This window comes from Methylococcus mesophilus, from assembly GCF_026247885.1.
In the GTDB taxonomy this organism is placed as follows: Bacteria; Pseudomonadota; Gammaproteobacteria; order Methylococcales; family Methylococcaceae; genus Methylococcus; species Methylococcus mesophilus.
On record NZ_CP110921.1, the window covers coordinates 255,114 to 270,630 of the forward strand.

Annotated in this window: 14 protein-coding genes; 7 read left to right on the forward strand and 7 right to left on the reverse strand. The window is 62.7% G+C overall.

The annotated features are described in order from the left end of the window. Window positions 1-3 precede the first annotated feature (3 nt). The 5 genes from OOT43_RS01300 to OOT43_RS01320 all read right to left on the reverse strand — a co-directional run bounded on the left by OOT43_RS01300 (window position 4) and on the right by OOT43_RS01320 (window position 3,632). Window positions 4-843 carry a DUF58 domain-containing protein gene (locus OOT43_RS01300; protein WP_266022845.1) on the reverse strand — a complete coding sequence of 280 codons (840 nt, stop codon included), beginning with the start codon at window positions 841-843 and terminating at the stop codon, window positions 4-6. Then, window positions 840-1,868, reverse strand: coding sequence for an AAA family ATPase (locus tag OOT43_RS01305; protein ID WP_266022846.1), 1,029 nt, complete (start codon window positions 1,866-1,868; stop codon window positions 840-842). Before OOT43_RS01305 ends, OOT43_RS01300 begins: the two co-directional genes overlap by 4 nt. 86 nt (window positions 1,869-1,954) lie before the next feature. Further along, entirely contained in the window at window positions 1,955-2,287 is a 333-nt protein-coding gene (locus tag OOT43_RS01310; protein WP_266022847.1) for a hypothetical protein, read from the reverse strand. A gap of 224 nt (window positions 2,288-2,511) precedes the next feature. Further along, window positions 2,512-2,721, reverse strand: a complete 210-nt coding sequence (locus OOT43_RS01315; RefSeq protein ID WP_266022848.1) for a cold-shock protein — start codon at window positions 2,719-2,721, stop codon at window positions 2,512-2,514. An 89-nt stretch (window positions 2,722-2,810) separates the two neighbouring features. Then, complete coding sequence (locus OOT43_RS01320; RefSeq protein WP_266022849.1) at window positions 2,811-3,632, reverse strand: 4'-phosphopantetheinyl transferase family protein; 822 nt, start codon at window positions 3,630-3,632, stop codon at window positions 2,811-2,813. Between the two features lie 186 nt (window positions 3,633-3,818). Between OOT43_RS01320 and OOT43_RS01325 the strand changes: the two genes are divergently transcribed. From OOT43_RS01325 to pta, 3 genes are read left to right on the forward strand one after another with little or no spacing between them, the layout of a single operon-like run. Next, complete coding sequence (locus OOT43_RS01325) at window positions 3,819-5,084, forward strand: MFS transporter (RefSeq protein ID WP_266022850.1); 1,266 nt, start codon at window positions 3,819-3,821, stop codon at window positions 5,082-5,084. 3 nt (window positions 5,085-5,087) lie between these two features. Further along, window positions 5,088-6,071 (forward strand): hypothetical protein, encoded by a 984-nt coding sequence (locus tag OOT43_RS01330; RefSeq protein WP_266022851.1) that lies wholly within the window; start codon window positions 5,088-5,090, stop codon window positions 6,069-6,071. Beyond that, on the forward strand, window positions 6,068-8,170 hold the full coding sequence (gene pta, locus OOT43_RS01335) for a phosphate acetyltransferase (RefSeq protein ID WP_266022852.1): 2,103 nt from the start codon (window positions 6,068-6,070) through the stop codon (window positions 8,168-8,170). Before OOT43_RS01330 ends, pta begins: the two co-directional genes overlap by 4 nt. A gap of 28 nt (window positions 8,171-8,198) precedes the next feature. On the opposite strand, the gene OOT43_RS01340 is transcribed toward pta, so the two are convergent. Continuing rightward, window positions 8,199-8,600, reverse strand: coding sequence for a GIY-YIG nuclease family protein (locus OOT43_RS01340; RefSeq protein WP_266022853.1), 402 nt, complete (start codon window positions 8,598-8,600; stop codon window positions 8,199-8,201). Window positions 8,601-8,711: 111 nt separating this feature from the next. After that, window positions 8,712-10,451 carry a cation:proton antiporter gene (locus tag OOT43_RS01345; protein ID WP_266022854.1) on the reverse strand — a complete coding sequence of 580 codons (1,740 nt, stop codon included), beginning with the start codon at window positions 10,449-10,451 and terminating at the stop codon, window positions 8,712-8,714. A 302-nt stretch (window positions 10,452-10,753) separates the two neighbouring features. Here OOT43_RS01345 and OOT43_RS01350 point away from each other — a divergent pair, with 302 nt between their 5' ends. The 4 genes from OOT43_RS01350 to OOT43_RS01365 all read left to right on the forward strand — a co-directional run bounded on the left by OOT43_RS01350 (window position 10,754) and on the right by OOT43_RS01365 (window position 15,495). Next, entirely contained in the window at window positions 10,754-11,071 is a 318-nt protein-coding gene (locus OOT43_RS01350) for a hypothetical protein (RefSeq protein WP_266022855.1), read from the forward strand. A 20-nt stretch (window positions 11,072-11,091) separates the two neighbouring features. Beyond that, window positions 11,092-12,846, forward strand: coding sequence for a tetratricopeptide repeat protein (locus tag OOT43_RS01355; protein ID WP_266022857.1), 1,755 nt, complete (start codon window positions 11,092-11,094; stop codon window positions 12,844-12,846). After that, entirely contained in the window at window positions 12,836-14,455 is a 1,620-nt protein-coding gene (locus OOT43_RS01360; protein WP_266022858.1) for a methyltransferase domain-containing protein, read from the forward strand. Before OOT43_RS01355 ends, OOT43_RS01360 begins: the two co-directional genes overlap by 11 nt. A 341-nt stretch (window positions 14,456-14,796) precedes the next feature. Continuing rightward, complete coding sequence (locus tag OOT43_RS01365) at window positions 14,797-15,495, forward strand: glycosyltransferase family protein (protein ID WP_266022859.1); 699 nt, start codon at window positions 14,797-14,799, stop codon at window positions 15,493-15,495. The last annotated feature ends 22 nt before the right edge of the window (window positions 15,496-15,517 follow it).

Here is a 15,517-nt window from a genome sequence, read left to right on the forward strand (position 1 = left end):
CCTTCAGGTCTCGTAGAAATACCGGGTCAACGCGTCGGCGTCGAAGCGGCCTTCGAGAAAGAACGGGTCGCGGGCGCCGTGATGGATGGCCAGCTCCCGCAGACGATCCCGCCGTGCCTGGAACGCGTCCCGGACTTGTCGCTTGAGGGCGGGGCGCATGAATAATCGCCGTCGCTGGCCGGTTTCGGGATCGCGCAGATGGATCAGTCCCCAATCGGGGAGCGCGTCATATTCGGCGCGGCTCCACATAGCCACCGGCACGACGTCGTGGGGCCGCAGCGCGTCGAACAGCGATTCCAGGAAGGCATCGTCCAGATGGAAGTCGGACGCCAGCAGCACCAGGGCCCTGCCGCGCCCGAGATGGGGCACGGCGTCTTCCAGGGCCGCGGCGCTGCGGGCGACGGGCCGGACCCTGGCGAGGCCGTCAGCCGTGTCGGCGGGCAGCCCGCCCTTGTGCCAGCGCAGCGGCAGGCTGAGATCCCAGTGGATGGCCTCGCCACAAACCAGGAGGCCGAAAGGATCGCCGCTGCGGTAGGCGGAATAGGCCGCGGCCGCGGCGAGCTCACTCAGCACCTGTGCCTTGCCCGCGAAGGCCATCGAAGCCGACAGGTCCGCGATAACGAACACCGGAATCGCGCTGCGCTGGCGGAAGGTCTTCACCATGAGCTGCCCGAAGGGATCGTTCAGGGTGGCGTGGGCGTCGATGTTGCGCGGGTCCGGGAAGGCCGCGAGCGGTACATGGCCGGCGAATTCGTAGCCGCCGCCGGTCTGATGGCCGGCGTGGCGGCCGGGATGCGCGCCGCCGGCGCGCCAGCGGACCCGGTAGTGGAACTCCGGGATCACGGCGCCGCGACCCTTTGCCGGATGGCGTCCAGGAGTTCGTCGATCAGCGCCGTCCGCCGCAGTTCGTATACCGGATTGAAAAACACGCGGTGGGCGATGGTCTCGCGGAACACGCCGTGAATGTCCTCCGGCACGACGAATTCGCGGCCGTCCAGCCAGGCCGCAACCCGGGCGGCGCGCATCATCATGCTCACGCCGCGGGCACTGGCTCCGGCCAGGATCAGCCGGTCCATGTCGATGCCGTCCAGCTTAACCCCATAGCCGGCCGGGCGGCGGGTGGCCTCCCACAGGTCCAGCGCATACTGCTGCAAGGTCTCGCTGGCTGCGACCGATTGTTGGATGACGGGCGCGATCTGCGGGATTTCGCGGTAGGGCAGGAGGCCCGGCGTCAGCGTATCGAGCAGGCGGTCGACGTCGTGGAACTTCGGGTCGAACATCAGGGCGCGGCGCAAAGCCGGGTCGGCCGGCGTCTCGATGTGCAGCTCCATCATGAAGCGGTCGCGCGCCGCCGAGGGGATCTCGAAGGTCTCTTCCTTCTCCACCCGATTGCGGTCGGCGAAGACCTGCAGGTACGGGAAGAAATGTTCGCGGTTGAAGGCGCTCACGGCGTGTTCGGCCATGATCCGGAGCAGCAGCGAATGCACCTGCGGGCGGGCGCGGTTGACCTCGTTGAAGAAGAAGACGGAGAGGTCCTCGCCGTGCTTGAGCACCGGGCCGGGGTCGACCTGCGGCTTGCCGAACTCGTTGATGTAGGTGTGGTAGACCAGGTCGTTCGGCATCAGGTCGATGGTGCCCTCGACGCGCTCATAGGCGCCCCCCAGGCACCTCGCCACGGCGCGCAGCAGGGTGGTCTTGCCGACGCCGACGTCGCCTTCGAGCATCACGTGGCCGCGGGCGAATACGGCGATCAGGATGTGGCGGATCGGCTGGTCCAGCCCGATCACGGCCTTGCCGACTTCGCGCTCGAAGCCCAGCGCACGCTGGCGCCAGTCGGCGAGTTGGGTTTGTTTCAGGTCAGCGGACATGGCGAATCCGGAAAGTACAGGGTCTTAAAACGAGCGATGCCCGGCGGCGCCGGGCATCGGGGAAACGTCGGGACGACCCGGAGCGCTCAGCTCTTGCCGGCCTGTTCGGCGGCGATGAGGTCGTCGAAACGCTTCAACTGGAAGCGGGTGAATTCGATCAACTGGTAGCCGACATCGAAAACCAGCTTGTACAGCGAGGGCGCGAGGTAGACCTTGTAGCCGACATAGCCCAGGGCGCCGATGCCGACCAGAGCGGCGATGACCGTGGGAAAGCCGATGCCCGCGAAGATGCGGATGACCTGGAACATGATGTCCAGCGGCAGCAGGATCAACAGCCCGGCGTAGACCAGAATGATGAAGCTGAAGAACACGAAGGTGATGAACTTGAATACGTAAGCCAATATCAGGTTAATTTTCATATGTTTTGCCCTTCCCGGGATTTTTCTAATCGAATCTTCGTCTGCATATCGGTCCGGTCTCCGGGCGCGGATCGGGATGGCGGCACGCCGGGAGCGGGACACAACCTCAAAATGAGCGGCATTCTAGCACAGCCGGGGTCCAAGCTCCGAACGCGATAGCGAAACGAGGTGCAAAAAAACAGGCCCCGCAGGGCCTGTTTTTCGGAGACATCCGGTTCCGGAAGTCAGATGAGGTTGACCTGATCCGCCTGCGGACCTTTGGCGCCCTGGACTTCCACGAAGCTCACCCGCTGGCCTTCCTTCAAGGTCTTGAAGCCCTCGCCCTGGATGGAGCGGAAGTGGACGAACAGATCGGCGCCACTTTCGCGCTGAATGAAGCCGTATCCTTTTGTTTCATTGAACCATTTAACGGTGCCCTGCTGAACTTGACTCATCTCTCTCATCTCTCAGTGTGGATCGAACTATGCCGCTGCCGACGGCGACCGGGCGAACTGGTAGCAGGAGATCGATGGCGCAAGTAGCTTTACCGGGAAGGGTACCGCGATGAATCCGCTGCCGCGTTGTTTCCCAATACGCAGTCGGGCGTAGCATACAGAAGCGATTTGAGCTTTTCAAACTTCAGAGTTTCGCCGTCGAGCCCGATTCCACCCCAGTAAAACCGGGCATTCGCGGCGTGTACCGTGACTGCGGCCTCAAATTCTTCCCGAACCGGAATCTCGGCGAGCGACCAGCTTCCCACGGGACCGGATTCCGGTGGAATCTCGAGCCAGCGCGGTGGGCCCGCGAGGCTGGACACGCAGCGCTGAAGACCCAGCGCCATGCCGCGTCCGGAGGCCTTGCCCAATGCCTCCTTACGCACCCAAAGGCGGAGGAAACCGCGGGTCATGGCATCGGTGTCAAGGCCGCTGAGCTCCGCGTATTCGCAAGGTGCAAGGCAGCGCCGGGCCAATGTGTCCAGATGATCCAGCCTGCGTCGGGCCTCGATGTCGACGCCGACCGGTGTGTCCCGTGCCAGGGCGAGCATGATCCGCCCGCCGGAATGGCTGATATTGAATTCCAGTCCGGGGGTACCGCGAAGCGCCGGCTTTCCGTATTCGCCGATGCTGAATTCGAGCGATGCCGGGTCGCGCCCCAGATACTGCCCCAGTACCGCCCGCAGGACCGTGCGGGCGGCGATGAACTGCGCTTTCGGGGTCTCCAACGAGAAACGGTCGGCCCGGGCCTTTTCTTCGGCGGAAAACCATTCCTGGCGGAAAGGGCGGACGTCGCCGACTGCACAGTGCCACACGTGAACCTGCCCCCCGGCGAGTGGCGCCGGCAAGGACGGGCCGGTCTCAAAGTCCATGTGTCGGGGCATCTGCGGGCTTGAAGTGGATGGGGCTTGCGACTTGGGGTGCCGTTTGCAGCCGGCGTACGGGATTGTAAGTCCCGCTGGACCCGTTGGCGAGATTGAGCTTGTCACGCGCGTCACATTTCCGGACGATATCCCGTTCCCCTGCCCCCTTCCGGAAAACAACTCGGCAAACGGTCCATGACTATGGCGACCTCGGTGTATCCCCATCGCAACCGCATCATCCTCGCCGGCCTGATCGGCAACGTGATGGAGTGGTATGACTTTGCCGTTTACGGCTATTTCGCCGGAGCGATCGGCAAGCTGTTTTTCCCGGCGGACGATCCCGCAGTCTCGCTGATCGCCTCGTTCGGCGCCTTCGCCGCCGGCTTCCTGGTTCGCCCGATCGGCGGCCTGCTGTTCGGCCGGATCGGGGACCGGGTGGGGCGGCAGCAGGCGCTCAGCTGGTCCGTCGTCGCCATGGCCGTGCCTACGGTGCTCATGGCTTTGCTGCCGACCTACGCCTCCATCGGTCTTGCCGCGCCGGTCGCCATCGTCCTCCTCCGCATCGTTCAAGGCCTGTCCGTCGGCGGAGAGTTCACCAATTCCCTGGTATTCCTGGTTGAACACGCGCCATGCAACCGCCGGGCATTCACCGCGGTGTGGGGAAGCTGGGGCGCCTCCGCCGGCATACTCCTGGGTTCGGGGGTTGGCGACCTGCTGACCCATGTGCTGAGCGAAGCGCAGATCCTGAGCTGGGGTTGGCGCCTGCCGTTCGTCGCGGGCGGCCTGGTGGCGCTCACAGGGTATTGGGTTCGGCAGGGGCTCAGGCCGGAACTGCCGGGCGGCGAGCGCGCGAGCCCGGTCCGGGCCGTTTTCGCCAGGCATAAGGGGGCGATGCTGCGCGTCGCGCTGCTGAACTTGGGTTTCGGCGTCGGATTTTATGCGGCCTTCATTTATGCGGTGAGCTACATCAAGAATATCGACCATTTGCCGGAGGCGACGGTGTTCAACCTGAATACCTCGGCCATGGCCTTGCTATTGGTGCTGCTGCCTGCCGCCGCCTGGATTTCCGACCGGCTCGGCCGCAAGCCGGTGCTGATCGCCGGCTTCGGCCTGCTCGCCGCGGGCGCGATCCCCTTGTTCCAATTCATGCATTCCACCGATCCTTTCACCATTTTCACGGGCGAAGCCGGCTTCGCCGCGATCATCGGTTTGATTAGCGGGGGCATCGTCGCCACCAACGTCGAATTGGTGCCGGCGGAGGTGCGCTGTACCGGGCTGGCCTTCGCCTACAACGCGGCGGTGGGCTGTTTCGGCGGAAGCACGCCGCTGATTGCGGCCTGGCTGATCAATCGAACCGGGGATCCGATCATGCCGGCCTACTGGATCGCCGCGACTGCCACCGTATCGCTGGTCACGCTCCTCCTGTTCGTGCGTGAATTCCACTTTCACATGCCCCGCTAGGCCGTGTCCGGCATCGCTGATCGCCGCCCGGATGGTGCGCCGCGTCCCGAGCGGGCCGAGTCCCTCCTCCGCGACCGGATCGGCGCGCTGGCCGAGCGCTGGCACAACGGCGCTATCGGCGACGCCCAATATGCCACCGGCTACTTTCTGATCTGGCAGATCGCATTGCACGGGGCGCGATTCGCCTCCCGCAAAAGCCGGTGCGATCCCAGGGCCGCGCCCAAGGACTGGCTCGATACGATCGATCACGCGGAGGCCGGAGCGCTGACCCCAGCCCTTTGCGGCCGCCTCGAGCGGCACCAATTCCGCGGCGTGATCCCGGCGGTACCGGCGGCGCTGCTGGCGTGGCTCCAAGGCCGCTGGGCACTGCGCCTGACCGGGCGGATTCCCTCGCCGCGGGAGGTTCTGGCCATGCAGGGCAGGGGAGAACGGCCGGTGACCCTGCTGTCCGCCTATCCGCGGATGCTCGAGCCGGTTCTGTCCAAGGCCAATGGCTTCGAGTTCTTCCTGCACGATCTGGAACACGCCTACAAATTCTTCCACGATGCGGCATTGCACGCCGGACAGCGGGCTTTCTTCCTCGCCGTGGCAGCGGCGCTCGATGGCGGTTGTTTCGGGGAGTGCCTGGCCGATCCCGGGTTCTCGGCGCGCTTCGATTACCTGGTCAGCGACATGAACACCCATGTCGTCCACAGCCTTCAATATTTGCGCGCTATCCTGATCGAAAGAGTCCTGCGCGTCGAAGGCAAAGCTCCGAACGAGCGGATGTCCGCCGGCGGCAGGGATTCGATCGCCGCCCTGCTCGCTGCGCTGGGAGAGCGCTGGCGCTTCGGCCGGGCGGCGCGCGTCGCGCTGGCGAGGTTGCTTGACGGCTGTCCGTCCGGCGTTGATGCCTTGGCCATCGAGCGCGCTCTGGCCGAATTCGCGAGAGCGGAAGATGTCGCCCGACTTCAAACCGCTTTTCCATCCAACCGGACGCAAGCATGACCCGATCACTCTATGTCGCGGCAACCGAAGCAGACAGCGGCAAGGCCCTGGTGGCGCTCGGCCTGACCGAACTCGCTTTGAGGAAAACGACGCGCGTCGGGTTTTTCCGGCCGGTGGTTCCGGACGGCGGCAGTCGCGACGAAGACATCGCCCTCGTGCTCGAAAATTTTGCCCTGCAGCAGCACTACGAGGATTCCTGCGCGCTGACCTATCGTGAGGCGCAGGCGCTGCTCAGCGAAAACCGGGCCGACGAACTGCTGGAGCGGATCATAGCGGCTTACAAGAGGCTGGAAGCGGGCTGCGATTTCATCATCTGCATGGGCACGGACTATCTCGGCGAGATGGCTTCCCTCGAGTTCGAGCTCAACTGCGAGATTGCGCGCAATCTGGGGGCGCCGGTCCTGATGGTCGGCAGCGCTGAGGGAAAGACCCTGGACGAGGCGGTGCATCCGTTGGCGATCGCCGTAGATGCCTGCCGCGAGCGAGGCGGGCAGGTGGCCGGGGTATTCCTGAACAAGGCCGACCCGCAACGCCTGGACGCCTGCCGCGACGCGCTGGCCGGCCATTTCGGCGACAGGATCGGGCTGAAGGCGGTGATCCCGTTCGATGCCAGGCTCGGCAGTCCCACCGTGCGGGAGATCGCTGCACGGCTGGGCGCGGAAATCCTGAGCGGCGGAGAGCGCCTCGACGGCCTCGTGTCCGGCTATCTGGTAGCGGCCATGCAGTTGCAGCACGCTCTGACCTGGCTGCGGGAAGGGCAGTTGGTCATTACGCCGGGAGACCGCGGCGACATCATCATCGGCATGCTGCAGGCCGACCGCTCGGCCAGCTATCCCTCGCTGGCCGGGCTGTTGCTGTCGGGCGGACAGCGGCCCGAGCCTTCGATCCAGAGCCTGATCGAGGGCCTGCCGGATTCGTTGCCCATCATCGCGGTGCCCGCGGATACCTACACCACGGCGACCCGGGCGCTCCAAATCAAAAGCAAGCTCAGCGCAGGCGACCGCGGAAAAATCGAACGCAGCATCACTGCCTTCAACGAGCATGTGGACACTGAATGTCTGGAATCCCAGGTGCGCGATGTCCGCTTCGAAGGCGTTACGCCGCGGATGTTCACCTACAATCTGATGCAGCGCGCCAAGGCGGACAAGCGCCACATCGTGCTGCCCGAACCCACCGACGCCAGAGTGCTGCGGGCCGCGGCCCTGCTCATCGAGCGCGAAGCCGTCCGGCTCACCTTGCTGGGGTCCAGGCAGGAGGTTGAGAAAGCGCTGAGGCGGCACGCCATTGTTCTGGACGCCGAGGTTCTGGACATCGTCGACCCGGCCACCGACGGCCGGCGCGAATCCTATGCGGAAACCTACTTCGAGCTGAGGCGGCACAAAGGCATGACCCTGGATGCCGCCCGCGACTGCATGCTCGACGTCTCCTATTTCGGCACCATGATGGTCTACCGCGGCGATGCGGATGGCATGGTCTCGGGAGCCATCCACACCACCCAGCATACCGTCCTGCCGGCCCTGCAGATCATCAAGACCCGGCCCGGCTGCTCGATCGTGTCTTCCGTGTTCTTCATGTGCCTGGAAGGCGGCGTGGTCGTATACGGGGACTGCGCGGTCAATCCCAATCCCACCGCCGAACAGTTGGCGGAGATCGCCATCAGTTCCGCCGATACGGCGAAGACCTTCGGAATCGAGCCCAGGGCCGCACTGCTGTCCTATTCCTCCGGAACCTCGGGGGCAGGGGCGGACGTCGAGCGGGTGAGGGAAGCGACCCGCATCGCCCGTGAACGCCGGCCCGATCTGCTGCTGGAAGGGCCGATCCAGTACGATGCCGCGGTCGATGCCGGCGTCGCCGCCCAGAAAATGCCGGGGTCGCCGGTGGCCGGCCGCGCCACCGTGTTCGTGTTTCCCGATCTGAACACCGGCAACAACACCTACAAGGCCGTGCAGCGCGAAACCGGAGCGCTGGCCATCGGCCCCATCCTGCAGGGCCTCGCCAAGCCGGTGAACGATCTCAGCCGCGGCTGCACCGTGGCCGACATCGTCAACACGGTGGTGATTACGGCGATTCAGGCACAGGGCGCCATGGCCAGCAGGTAGGAAGCTGCAACCGAGGCTCGTAATGAGGTCATTCCGGCAGGGAGTGCCGGACCAATCCGCCGGGAGCGGATTGGCACTGGCCCGAAGGGTGCCGGGTAGGACAGCCCGGCATGAACCCAGGTTCCATGGACGAACTCGCCAGAATTGGCCAGAGATCTCGCCACTCAGGATTGGCGCGCTCGATCAGATTGATTTTCGCGCCACGAGTCCACTTCTTGATCTGTTTCTCGCGGAGAATCGCGCTCTCCATGCGTTCATGAACCTCGTACCAGACCAGTTCATGGACGCCATATCGTTTGGTAAATCCGTCGGCCAGTTCGTTTCGATGCTGATATACGCGGCGGATCAGATCAGAAGTCACGCCTACATACAGGGTGCCGTTACGTTTGCTGGCGAGGAGATAGACGCAGGGTTGTTTCGGCTGGGTCATTTGTGCGGGCTGCCCATCTGAACCTCCCTGTCACTGGGTTCCGGCATTCCCTGCCGGAACGACGGGTGTTTCTACCTTAAAGCCCTTGGCGTCACCGGGGGCAGATTGCGACTACGCATCCTCCCGATCCGGCGCGGCGGATTCCTTGACCTGCGCGTGCAGCGCCCGCTCGGCGTCGATCTGCGGCTGCACCACGGTCTTGGAATAGCCCAGCAAGTTCAGGACTTCGGCTGCAATCACCAGACTCGACTCCAGCATTTCCGGGATCACGTAATCGGCGCCGGCTTCGATCAGTTGTGCATGGTCGGCTTCGTTCTGGGTGCGGACCACGATCGGCAATGTATAGCCCTGGTGGCGTATCTGGGTAATGATCCGGCGCGCTTCGTTCAGCGACTTGAAGGTCAGGATGGCGAGCCGGGCGCGCTCCATGTGGCAGCGCCGCAGCAGGTCGATCCGTGCGCAGGAGCCGTAGATCACCGGATCGCTGGCCGCGCGCCCTTCCTTGATCCGGTTGCCGTCCGGGTCCAGGGCGATGAACGGGATGCCGTTGTTCTTGAGAAACTTCGCGATCATCTGGCCGACCCGTCCGTAACCGGCGAGGATGATGTGGTCGGACAGATGCGGCGGAATCCGGCTCATCTCGCGGTCCCGGCCCGAAACTTTCTGGCCGGCCAGCCGACCGACCCACTGGCTGATCTCGAAGTTGTACCGGATCAGCCAGGGCGCGAGGACCAGGCTGCCGACGATGATGGCCAGCGCCAGCGAGGCGATCCGCGGCGCGAGCACGTTGAGCTGCGCACCCAATGTGATCAGGGCCAGCCCGAATTCGCTGGCCTGGGCCAGGATGATGCCGGTCTTGCTCGCGGTCGTGGCGGATTCGCCCATCAGGCGAGCGGCGAGGGTGATGACGGCGGCCTTGGCGAAGATCAGCAGGGCGATGCCGAGCAGGACGATGCGGCCTTCCTGCACGAGGAGGCCGAAATCGATCTGCATGCCGACGCTGGCGAAGAACACGCCCATCAGAATGTCCTTGAAAGGGCGGATGTCCGCTTCCACCTGATGGCGGAATTCGCCCTCCCCGAGCATCACGCCCGTGAGGAACGCCCCCAGGGCCATGGACAGGCCGAAGGTCTGGGTCAGCCAAGCGGAAAGCAGGATGATGACGAGCACTGTCAGGACGAAGATTTCTTCCGAGCGGCTCCGGGCCACCTCATGAAAGATCGGCGGCAGCAGCCACTTGCCGGCGCCTACCAGGATCACGACCAGGATGCCTCCTTTTTCCACGACATGGAGCAGTTGTTCGTGCAAGGCTTCCCCGCCGTTCCCGGCGAGCGCCGGCACCAGGATCAGACCCAGCAGCGCCGCCAGATCCTGAAAGATCAGCACGCCCACCGCGAGCTGGGCATGGTGGCGGCTGATCAGCTTGAGCGAACGCAGCTCGCGAATGACCAGGGCGGTCGAGGACAGCGCCATGGAGCCCGCCACCACCAGTGCGGCGCCCAGGGGCCAGCCCAGGCCGAAGAAAAGCACCGAGGCGAAGGCCGAGAGCGTAAGCAGCATCTGCAGCGAGCCGAGGCCGAAGACGGCACGGCTCAGGTGCAGCAACTGCCGGACCGAAAATTCGAGTCCCAGCTCGAACATGAGGAAAACCAGTCCCAGCTCGGATAAGAAATGAATGTTGTCGCCGTTGGTAACCATCCCGAAGCCGAACGGTCCCACCAGGCCGCCGGCGAACAGATAGGCCAGGATGTCGGGCAGGCGAAGGCGCTGAAACAGCAGCACGCTGGCGAGAGAGGCCAGCAGCAGCACCAGGAGTTCACTGAAAAAGCTTGGGTAGAGATGTTCGGGCATGTTCCGGGCGTCGGGTAGGACAAAGAATCGGGCGTTCTTTCCGCGCCCTGTATCGGAACTGTTGTGCCGGAAAGCGCATTCGTCAAGCCGGTGGCGATGGAAACACGGCGTTTTTCGGCACCGGGTCAGATGGATGAGGCGCCGTGGTCCTGTCCGCCGAGCAGGCGGACGGACTCGCCAGCGGTGCAGGCTCCCTTGCGGAAAGTTCCAAATCTGCTAGTTTTTTCCATCCGGGCGCGACGCGGAAAAGCGCCCCAGCGCGTTGAGACCAAATTCCAAATACAGTCGAGGGATGCAACAACATGGGCCTGTTCTCCTGGTTCACCGCCAACAAAGAGGTCGACCTGTTCGCCAAGACGCTGGCGCAGGACATCGCCAAGCGCTACCCGCCATCCATGGATACCGCCCAGGAGAAAAGAATTTCCGCCAACCGGCTCACCAAGATCCTCGAGGACGCCTACGCGAAGGCCAAGCAGTTCAACCAGGAAAAGGGCCTGGGTATGTACAAGAAGGCCAAATTCGGCAACACCTTCCGCTGGGAGCTGAAGGAGCTCGGCTACAGCAAGGACTTCGTGGAAGTGGCGACGGAAGGGCTGATCGTCTACCTCAGCAGAAAGTAACGCCCGTAAGGCCTAAGCGCATGCTTGCTCAGGTCCTCAAGCGGGCTGTGGGTCTATTGGCGGATCGCGGCAACCGCGGAGATTTCGACATTTCCAGCCGCTTGGCGGAAGCGCGCGAACTTGCAGCGTCGGGCGATGTGGAAGGAGCGGAACGGGCTTTCGCCTCCGTCCTCCAGCGGGTTCCGGAATCGCCGGAGGCCCTGCACGGGCTCGGGCGGTTGCAGGGTATGCGCGGCGATCTGGCGCTTGCCGGCCAGATTCTGGCGAAAGCGGTGGGGTTCAAACCCGATTTTGCCGAAGCCTGGATCGATCTCGGCAACGTTCACCACCTGTCCGGCAGGCTGGGGGAGGCGGTATCGGCCTATCGGCAAGCCTTGGCTGCGGACCAGACCAGCGCTTTGGCCTGGTGCAACCTCGGTGTGTGCCAGCAAAAGCGCTCCGAACCGGCGCAGGCGTCCGAAAGCTTCCGTCGGGCGCTCGATCTGAATCCCCGGTTCGATTTGGCGCTACGGCATTGGGTTGGCATCCAGATAAAACTCGATTGGCCGGATGGCGGCCCGGAATTTCTGGAGCGCTGGGCGGGTATGGCGCCGGGCCACGCCGAAGCGCACGCCGCACTGGGTTTCCTGTCGCTCAAGCACCGCTTCCGGCCCGATGAGGCGCTCGTGCATTTCGACCGCGCGCTGGATCTGGGGCTGAGTAATGCCGAACTGCACGGTAATCGTGGCATCGCCCTGCAGGATCTGGGGCGCATCGATGAAGCGCTGGCCAGCTACGACAAGGCCTTGTATCTGGAGCCGGAAAACCGCGCGGTGCGTTTTCACCGCGCCCTTGCCCGGCTGCTGGTTCACGATTTCGAAAACGGCTGGCCGGACTACGAACTCCGCCTGCTCAGCGATGATCACCCCAAGCGGGCATTCCCGTTTCCGCGTTGGGACGGATCCAGTCTGAGCGGCAAGACCATCCTGGTCCATGCTGAGCAGGGTCTCGGCGATGAAATCATGTTCGCCTCCTGCCTGCCCGACGTCATTGCCGAGGCCGGGCATTGCGTGATCGAATGCCACGAGAAGCTGGCGCCAATTTTCCGGCGCTCATTCCCGACGGCCACCGTGCATGGCGGCAGCCAGCATGACGAACTGACCTGGCTGTCCCGGCTGCCGCCGATCGATTGCTGCATCCCGATCGGCAGCCTTCCTCTGCGTTTCCGCCGGCGCGTGGAGAGTTTCCCGCGTCACAGCGGCTATCTCAGGGCCGATAACGCGCGAGTGGCGCATTGGCGCCGGTCGTTGGATGAACTCGGTCCCGGCTTGAAGGTCGGCATTGCCTGGCGGGGCGGTACACGGCAGACCCGCCAGAGCTACCGTTCCGTTCCTTTGGAAGCGCTGGCGCCGGTGTTCGAGGTTGCCGGAGCGCATTTCGTCAGCCTGCAATACGACGAATGCCAGCACGAGATTGCAACGCTGGAGGCGGCGCGGGGATTGATCGTCCATCATTTCCCTTCGGCCATCGCCGATTACGACGAAACGGCTGCGCTCCTCGGTGCGCTCGATCTGGTCATCAGCGTCTGCACGGCGGCGGTTCACCTGGCCGGCGCGCTGGGACGGCCGGTGTGGGTCATGGCGCCGGCCGGGCCGGAATGGCGGTATGGAATTGTCGAGGGCGCCATGCCTTGGTACCCAACCTGCCGCGTCTTCAGGCAGGCGGTGCCGTTTGCTTGGGAAGACGTCCTGGTTCGCGTAAGGAACGAGTTGAGCGCGTATCTCGATGAAAATTAGCTGGATTACTTTCGCCAGCCTCCGGATGGAAAATGGAGAAATCGCATCGGACATGGCGAGCGCGCGCTATCGCATGCTCCAGCCGGGCAGGTATCTTCAGGATCAGGGGAATGCAGTGGAGTTTCACAGCGTCGGCCTGGACGTGACCTGGGATTCCTATCCTCAGGGTGCACTGAACGCCGACGTCGTTATCTTCTCGAAAAGTTTCAACAGGGCGAACGAAGACGCGGCATCTTTCGCCGGAAGGAACGGCGCGAAAGTCATATTCGACGTCAGCGACAACCATTTCATCAATCCCGAATTCAGTGCGCATTATCATGCGATGGCGGCCCTGGCGGACCGGGTGGCCGTACCGACAGCGGAGATGGGCAAAGTGGTTTTGGAGCACACCGGTATCATCGCTGCCGTCGTTCCCGATCCGGTCGAAGGACAGAGAAAGCCGCCTTCCGCCATGAGGACCGCCGGGCACCGGCGCTTTGGATTGTTCCCCCGCCCTAGAGAGGCCGTCCGCCTGCTCTGGTTTGGGCATCCCTCCAATATGCCTGCTCTGCTCGCGGTGATTCCCTCTCTCATGGTGCTGACGAAGGAATATCCGGTGGCGCTGGAGATCGTCACTTCCAGAAACCCTTTATTGGAAGGTCTGCTGTCGAAGCATGCGACGGAGGCGAGCAAAAATTTTAGTCTCGCGTTCTCGGAATGGTCCCCGCAAGCCATAGAAAATGCTCTGGAACGCTGCGACTTGGTGATCATCCCCGGCGATCCCGCGGGCGGCAGAGAGTCCGTCAAGAGTCACAATAGGCTGACCGAAGCGCTTTGGGCCGGGAAATATTCCGTCGCCCATCCGCTGCCGGCCTACCAGGATTTGATCGACTGGGCCTGGATCAGCGAAGATTTGGTGACGGGTATCAAGTGGGCATTGACGCATCCGGCTATGGTGTCGAGCCAGGTGGCGGAGGCCCAAGAGTTCATAAAAGATAATTTTTCCCCCGAAAAGATCGGACCTCGCTGGCTGGAGGTTATCTCCGAAGCTCTTCACGGCTCCTCACACAAAGTGGCTCCGGTTGGCGCCGGACCGGTCGCCGATCCGCTTCGTTTGAATCTCGGTTGCGGGGATAAAATACTTCCCGGTTATATGAACGTCGATGTCGCCCCCGGCCGTGCTGGAAAAGTGCCGGAGATTATTAGCGATCTTCGTGCCTTGCCGTTTGATGGCGACTCGGCGGACGAAATCCTTTCCGTTCACGTCATCGAGCATTTCTGGCGATGGGAGGTTCAGGATGTGTTGCGGGAGTGGGTCAGGGTTCTGAAACCCGGCAGCAGGATGATTCTGGAGTGTCCGAATCTGATCGCGGTATGCCAGGAAATCATCAGGAATCCCGGCAGTGCCAAAGGGGAAGGGATGGAGTGCCAGCGGTCGATGTGGGTGCTTTACGGCGATCCCTCCTGGTGTGATCCGCTGATGGTCCACCGCTGGGGTTACACGCCCGAGAGCCTTGCAGAAATCATGCGGCAAACCGGGTTGATCAACGTGCGTCAGGAGCCCGCCCAATTCAAATTAAGAGAGCCCAGGGATATGAGGATAGTTGGCATAAAGCCATACCGTATTTGATATCGGCCGCCGGATGTCAATAAAGTCATATCAGAATATACAAAATGCTCCTCTGCATAATTCAGTTGACTTATGCCGTCATACCGGCAGGGAGTGCCGGTATCCAGGCCACAAGGACGTGTACGGCTGTCGGCATCCCTGGCTTCGGAGTTCCGGCATTCCCTGCCGGAACGACGAGTTCTTCTTCAGTGAACGGCATTATCCCTCTGGAAGAGGGTTGAGGTGAGGGAGGCTGATATATGGCATCGGTTTTTTAACTCTTAGTAGGTAGTTCGCTGAGTGGATTCGAAGCTGAAATGCCGGCTTCTGCTTATTTATAAAAAAATTATTTCCGAGAAAACATGCAAGAAATCTCCCCCATTAAAATATTCATCGGCTACGATCCGCGGGAAGCCGGAGCCTTCAGCGTTCTGGCCCACAGCATTCACGTCAGGGCTTCACAGCCGGTTTCCGTCACGCCCTTGATGCTGAGCCAGCTGAGCCAGGTTTACAGGCGGGAACGCAATCCGCTTCAATCGACGGATTTTTCGTTCAGCCGGTTTCTGGTGCCGTATCTATCAGGATTTTCTGGGTGGTCCGTTTTCATGGATTGCGACATGCTCGTCCTCGACGATATCGCAAAGCTTTGGGCTTTGCGGGATGAGTGTTACGCCGTGCAGGTAGTCAAGCACAACCACGTTCCCGAGGAGGAGATCAAATTCCTGGATGCGGCACAAACCCGATACGAGAAAAAGAACTGGTCCAGCGTCATGCTTTTCAATAACGCGAAATGCAGGGCTTTGACGCCGGATTACGTCAATACCGCCTCCGGCCTCGAGTTGCACCAGTTCAAATGGCTCGACGACGAGGTCTTGATAGGCGAGATACCTCATCGCTGGAACCACTTGGTAGGATATGACGCCCCGTCCCGCGCAGTATCCATCGTGCACTATACCATAGGTGGGCCTTATTTCGAGGAATACCGCGATTGCGAATATTCCGAAGAATGGCGCGCCGACCTCGCCGGCATGTTGCGGGTCGACCAGAGACAGAGCCGCTAAAGCTGGTTCCTAAAATAAGTGC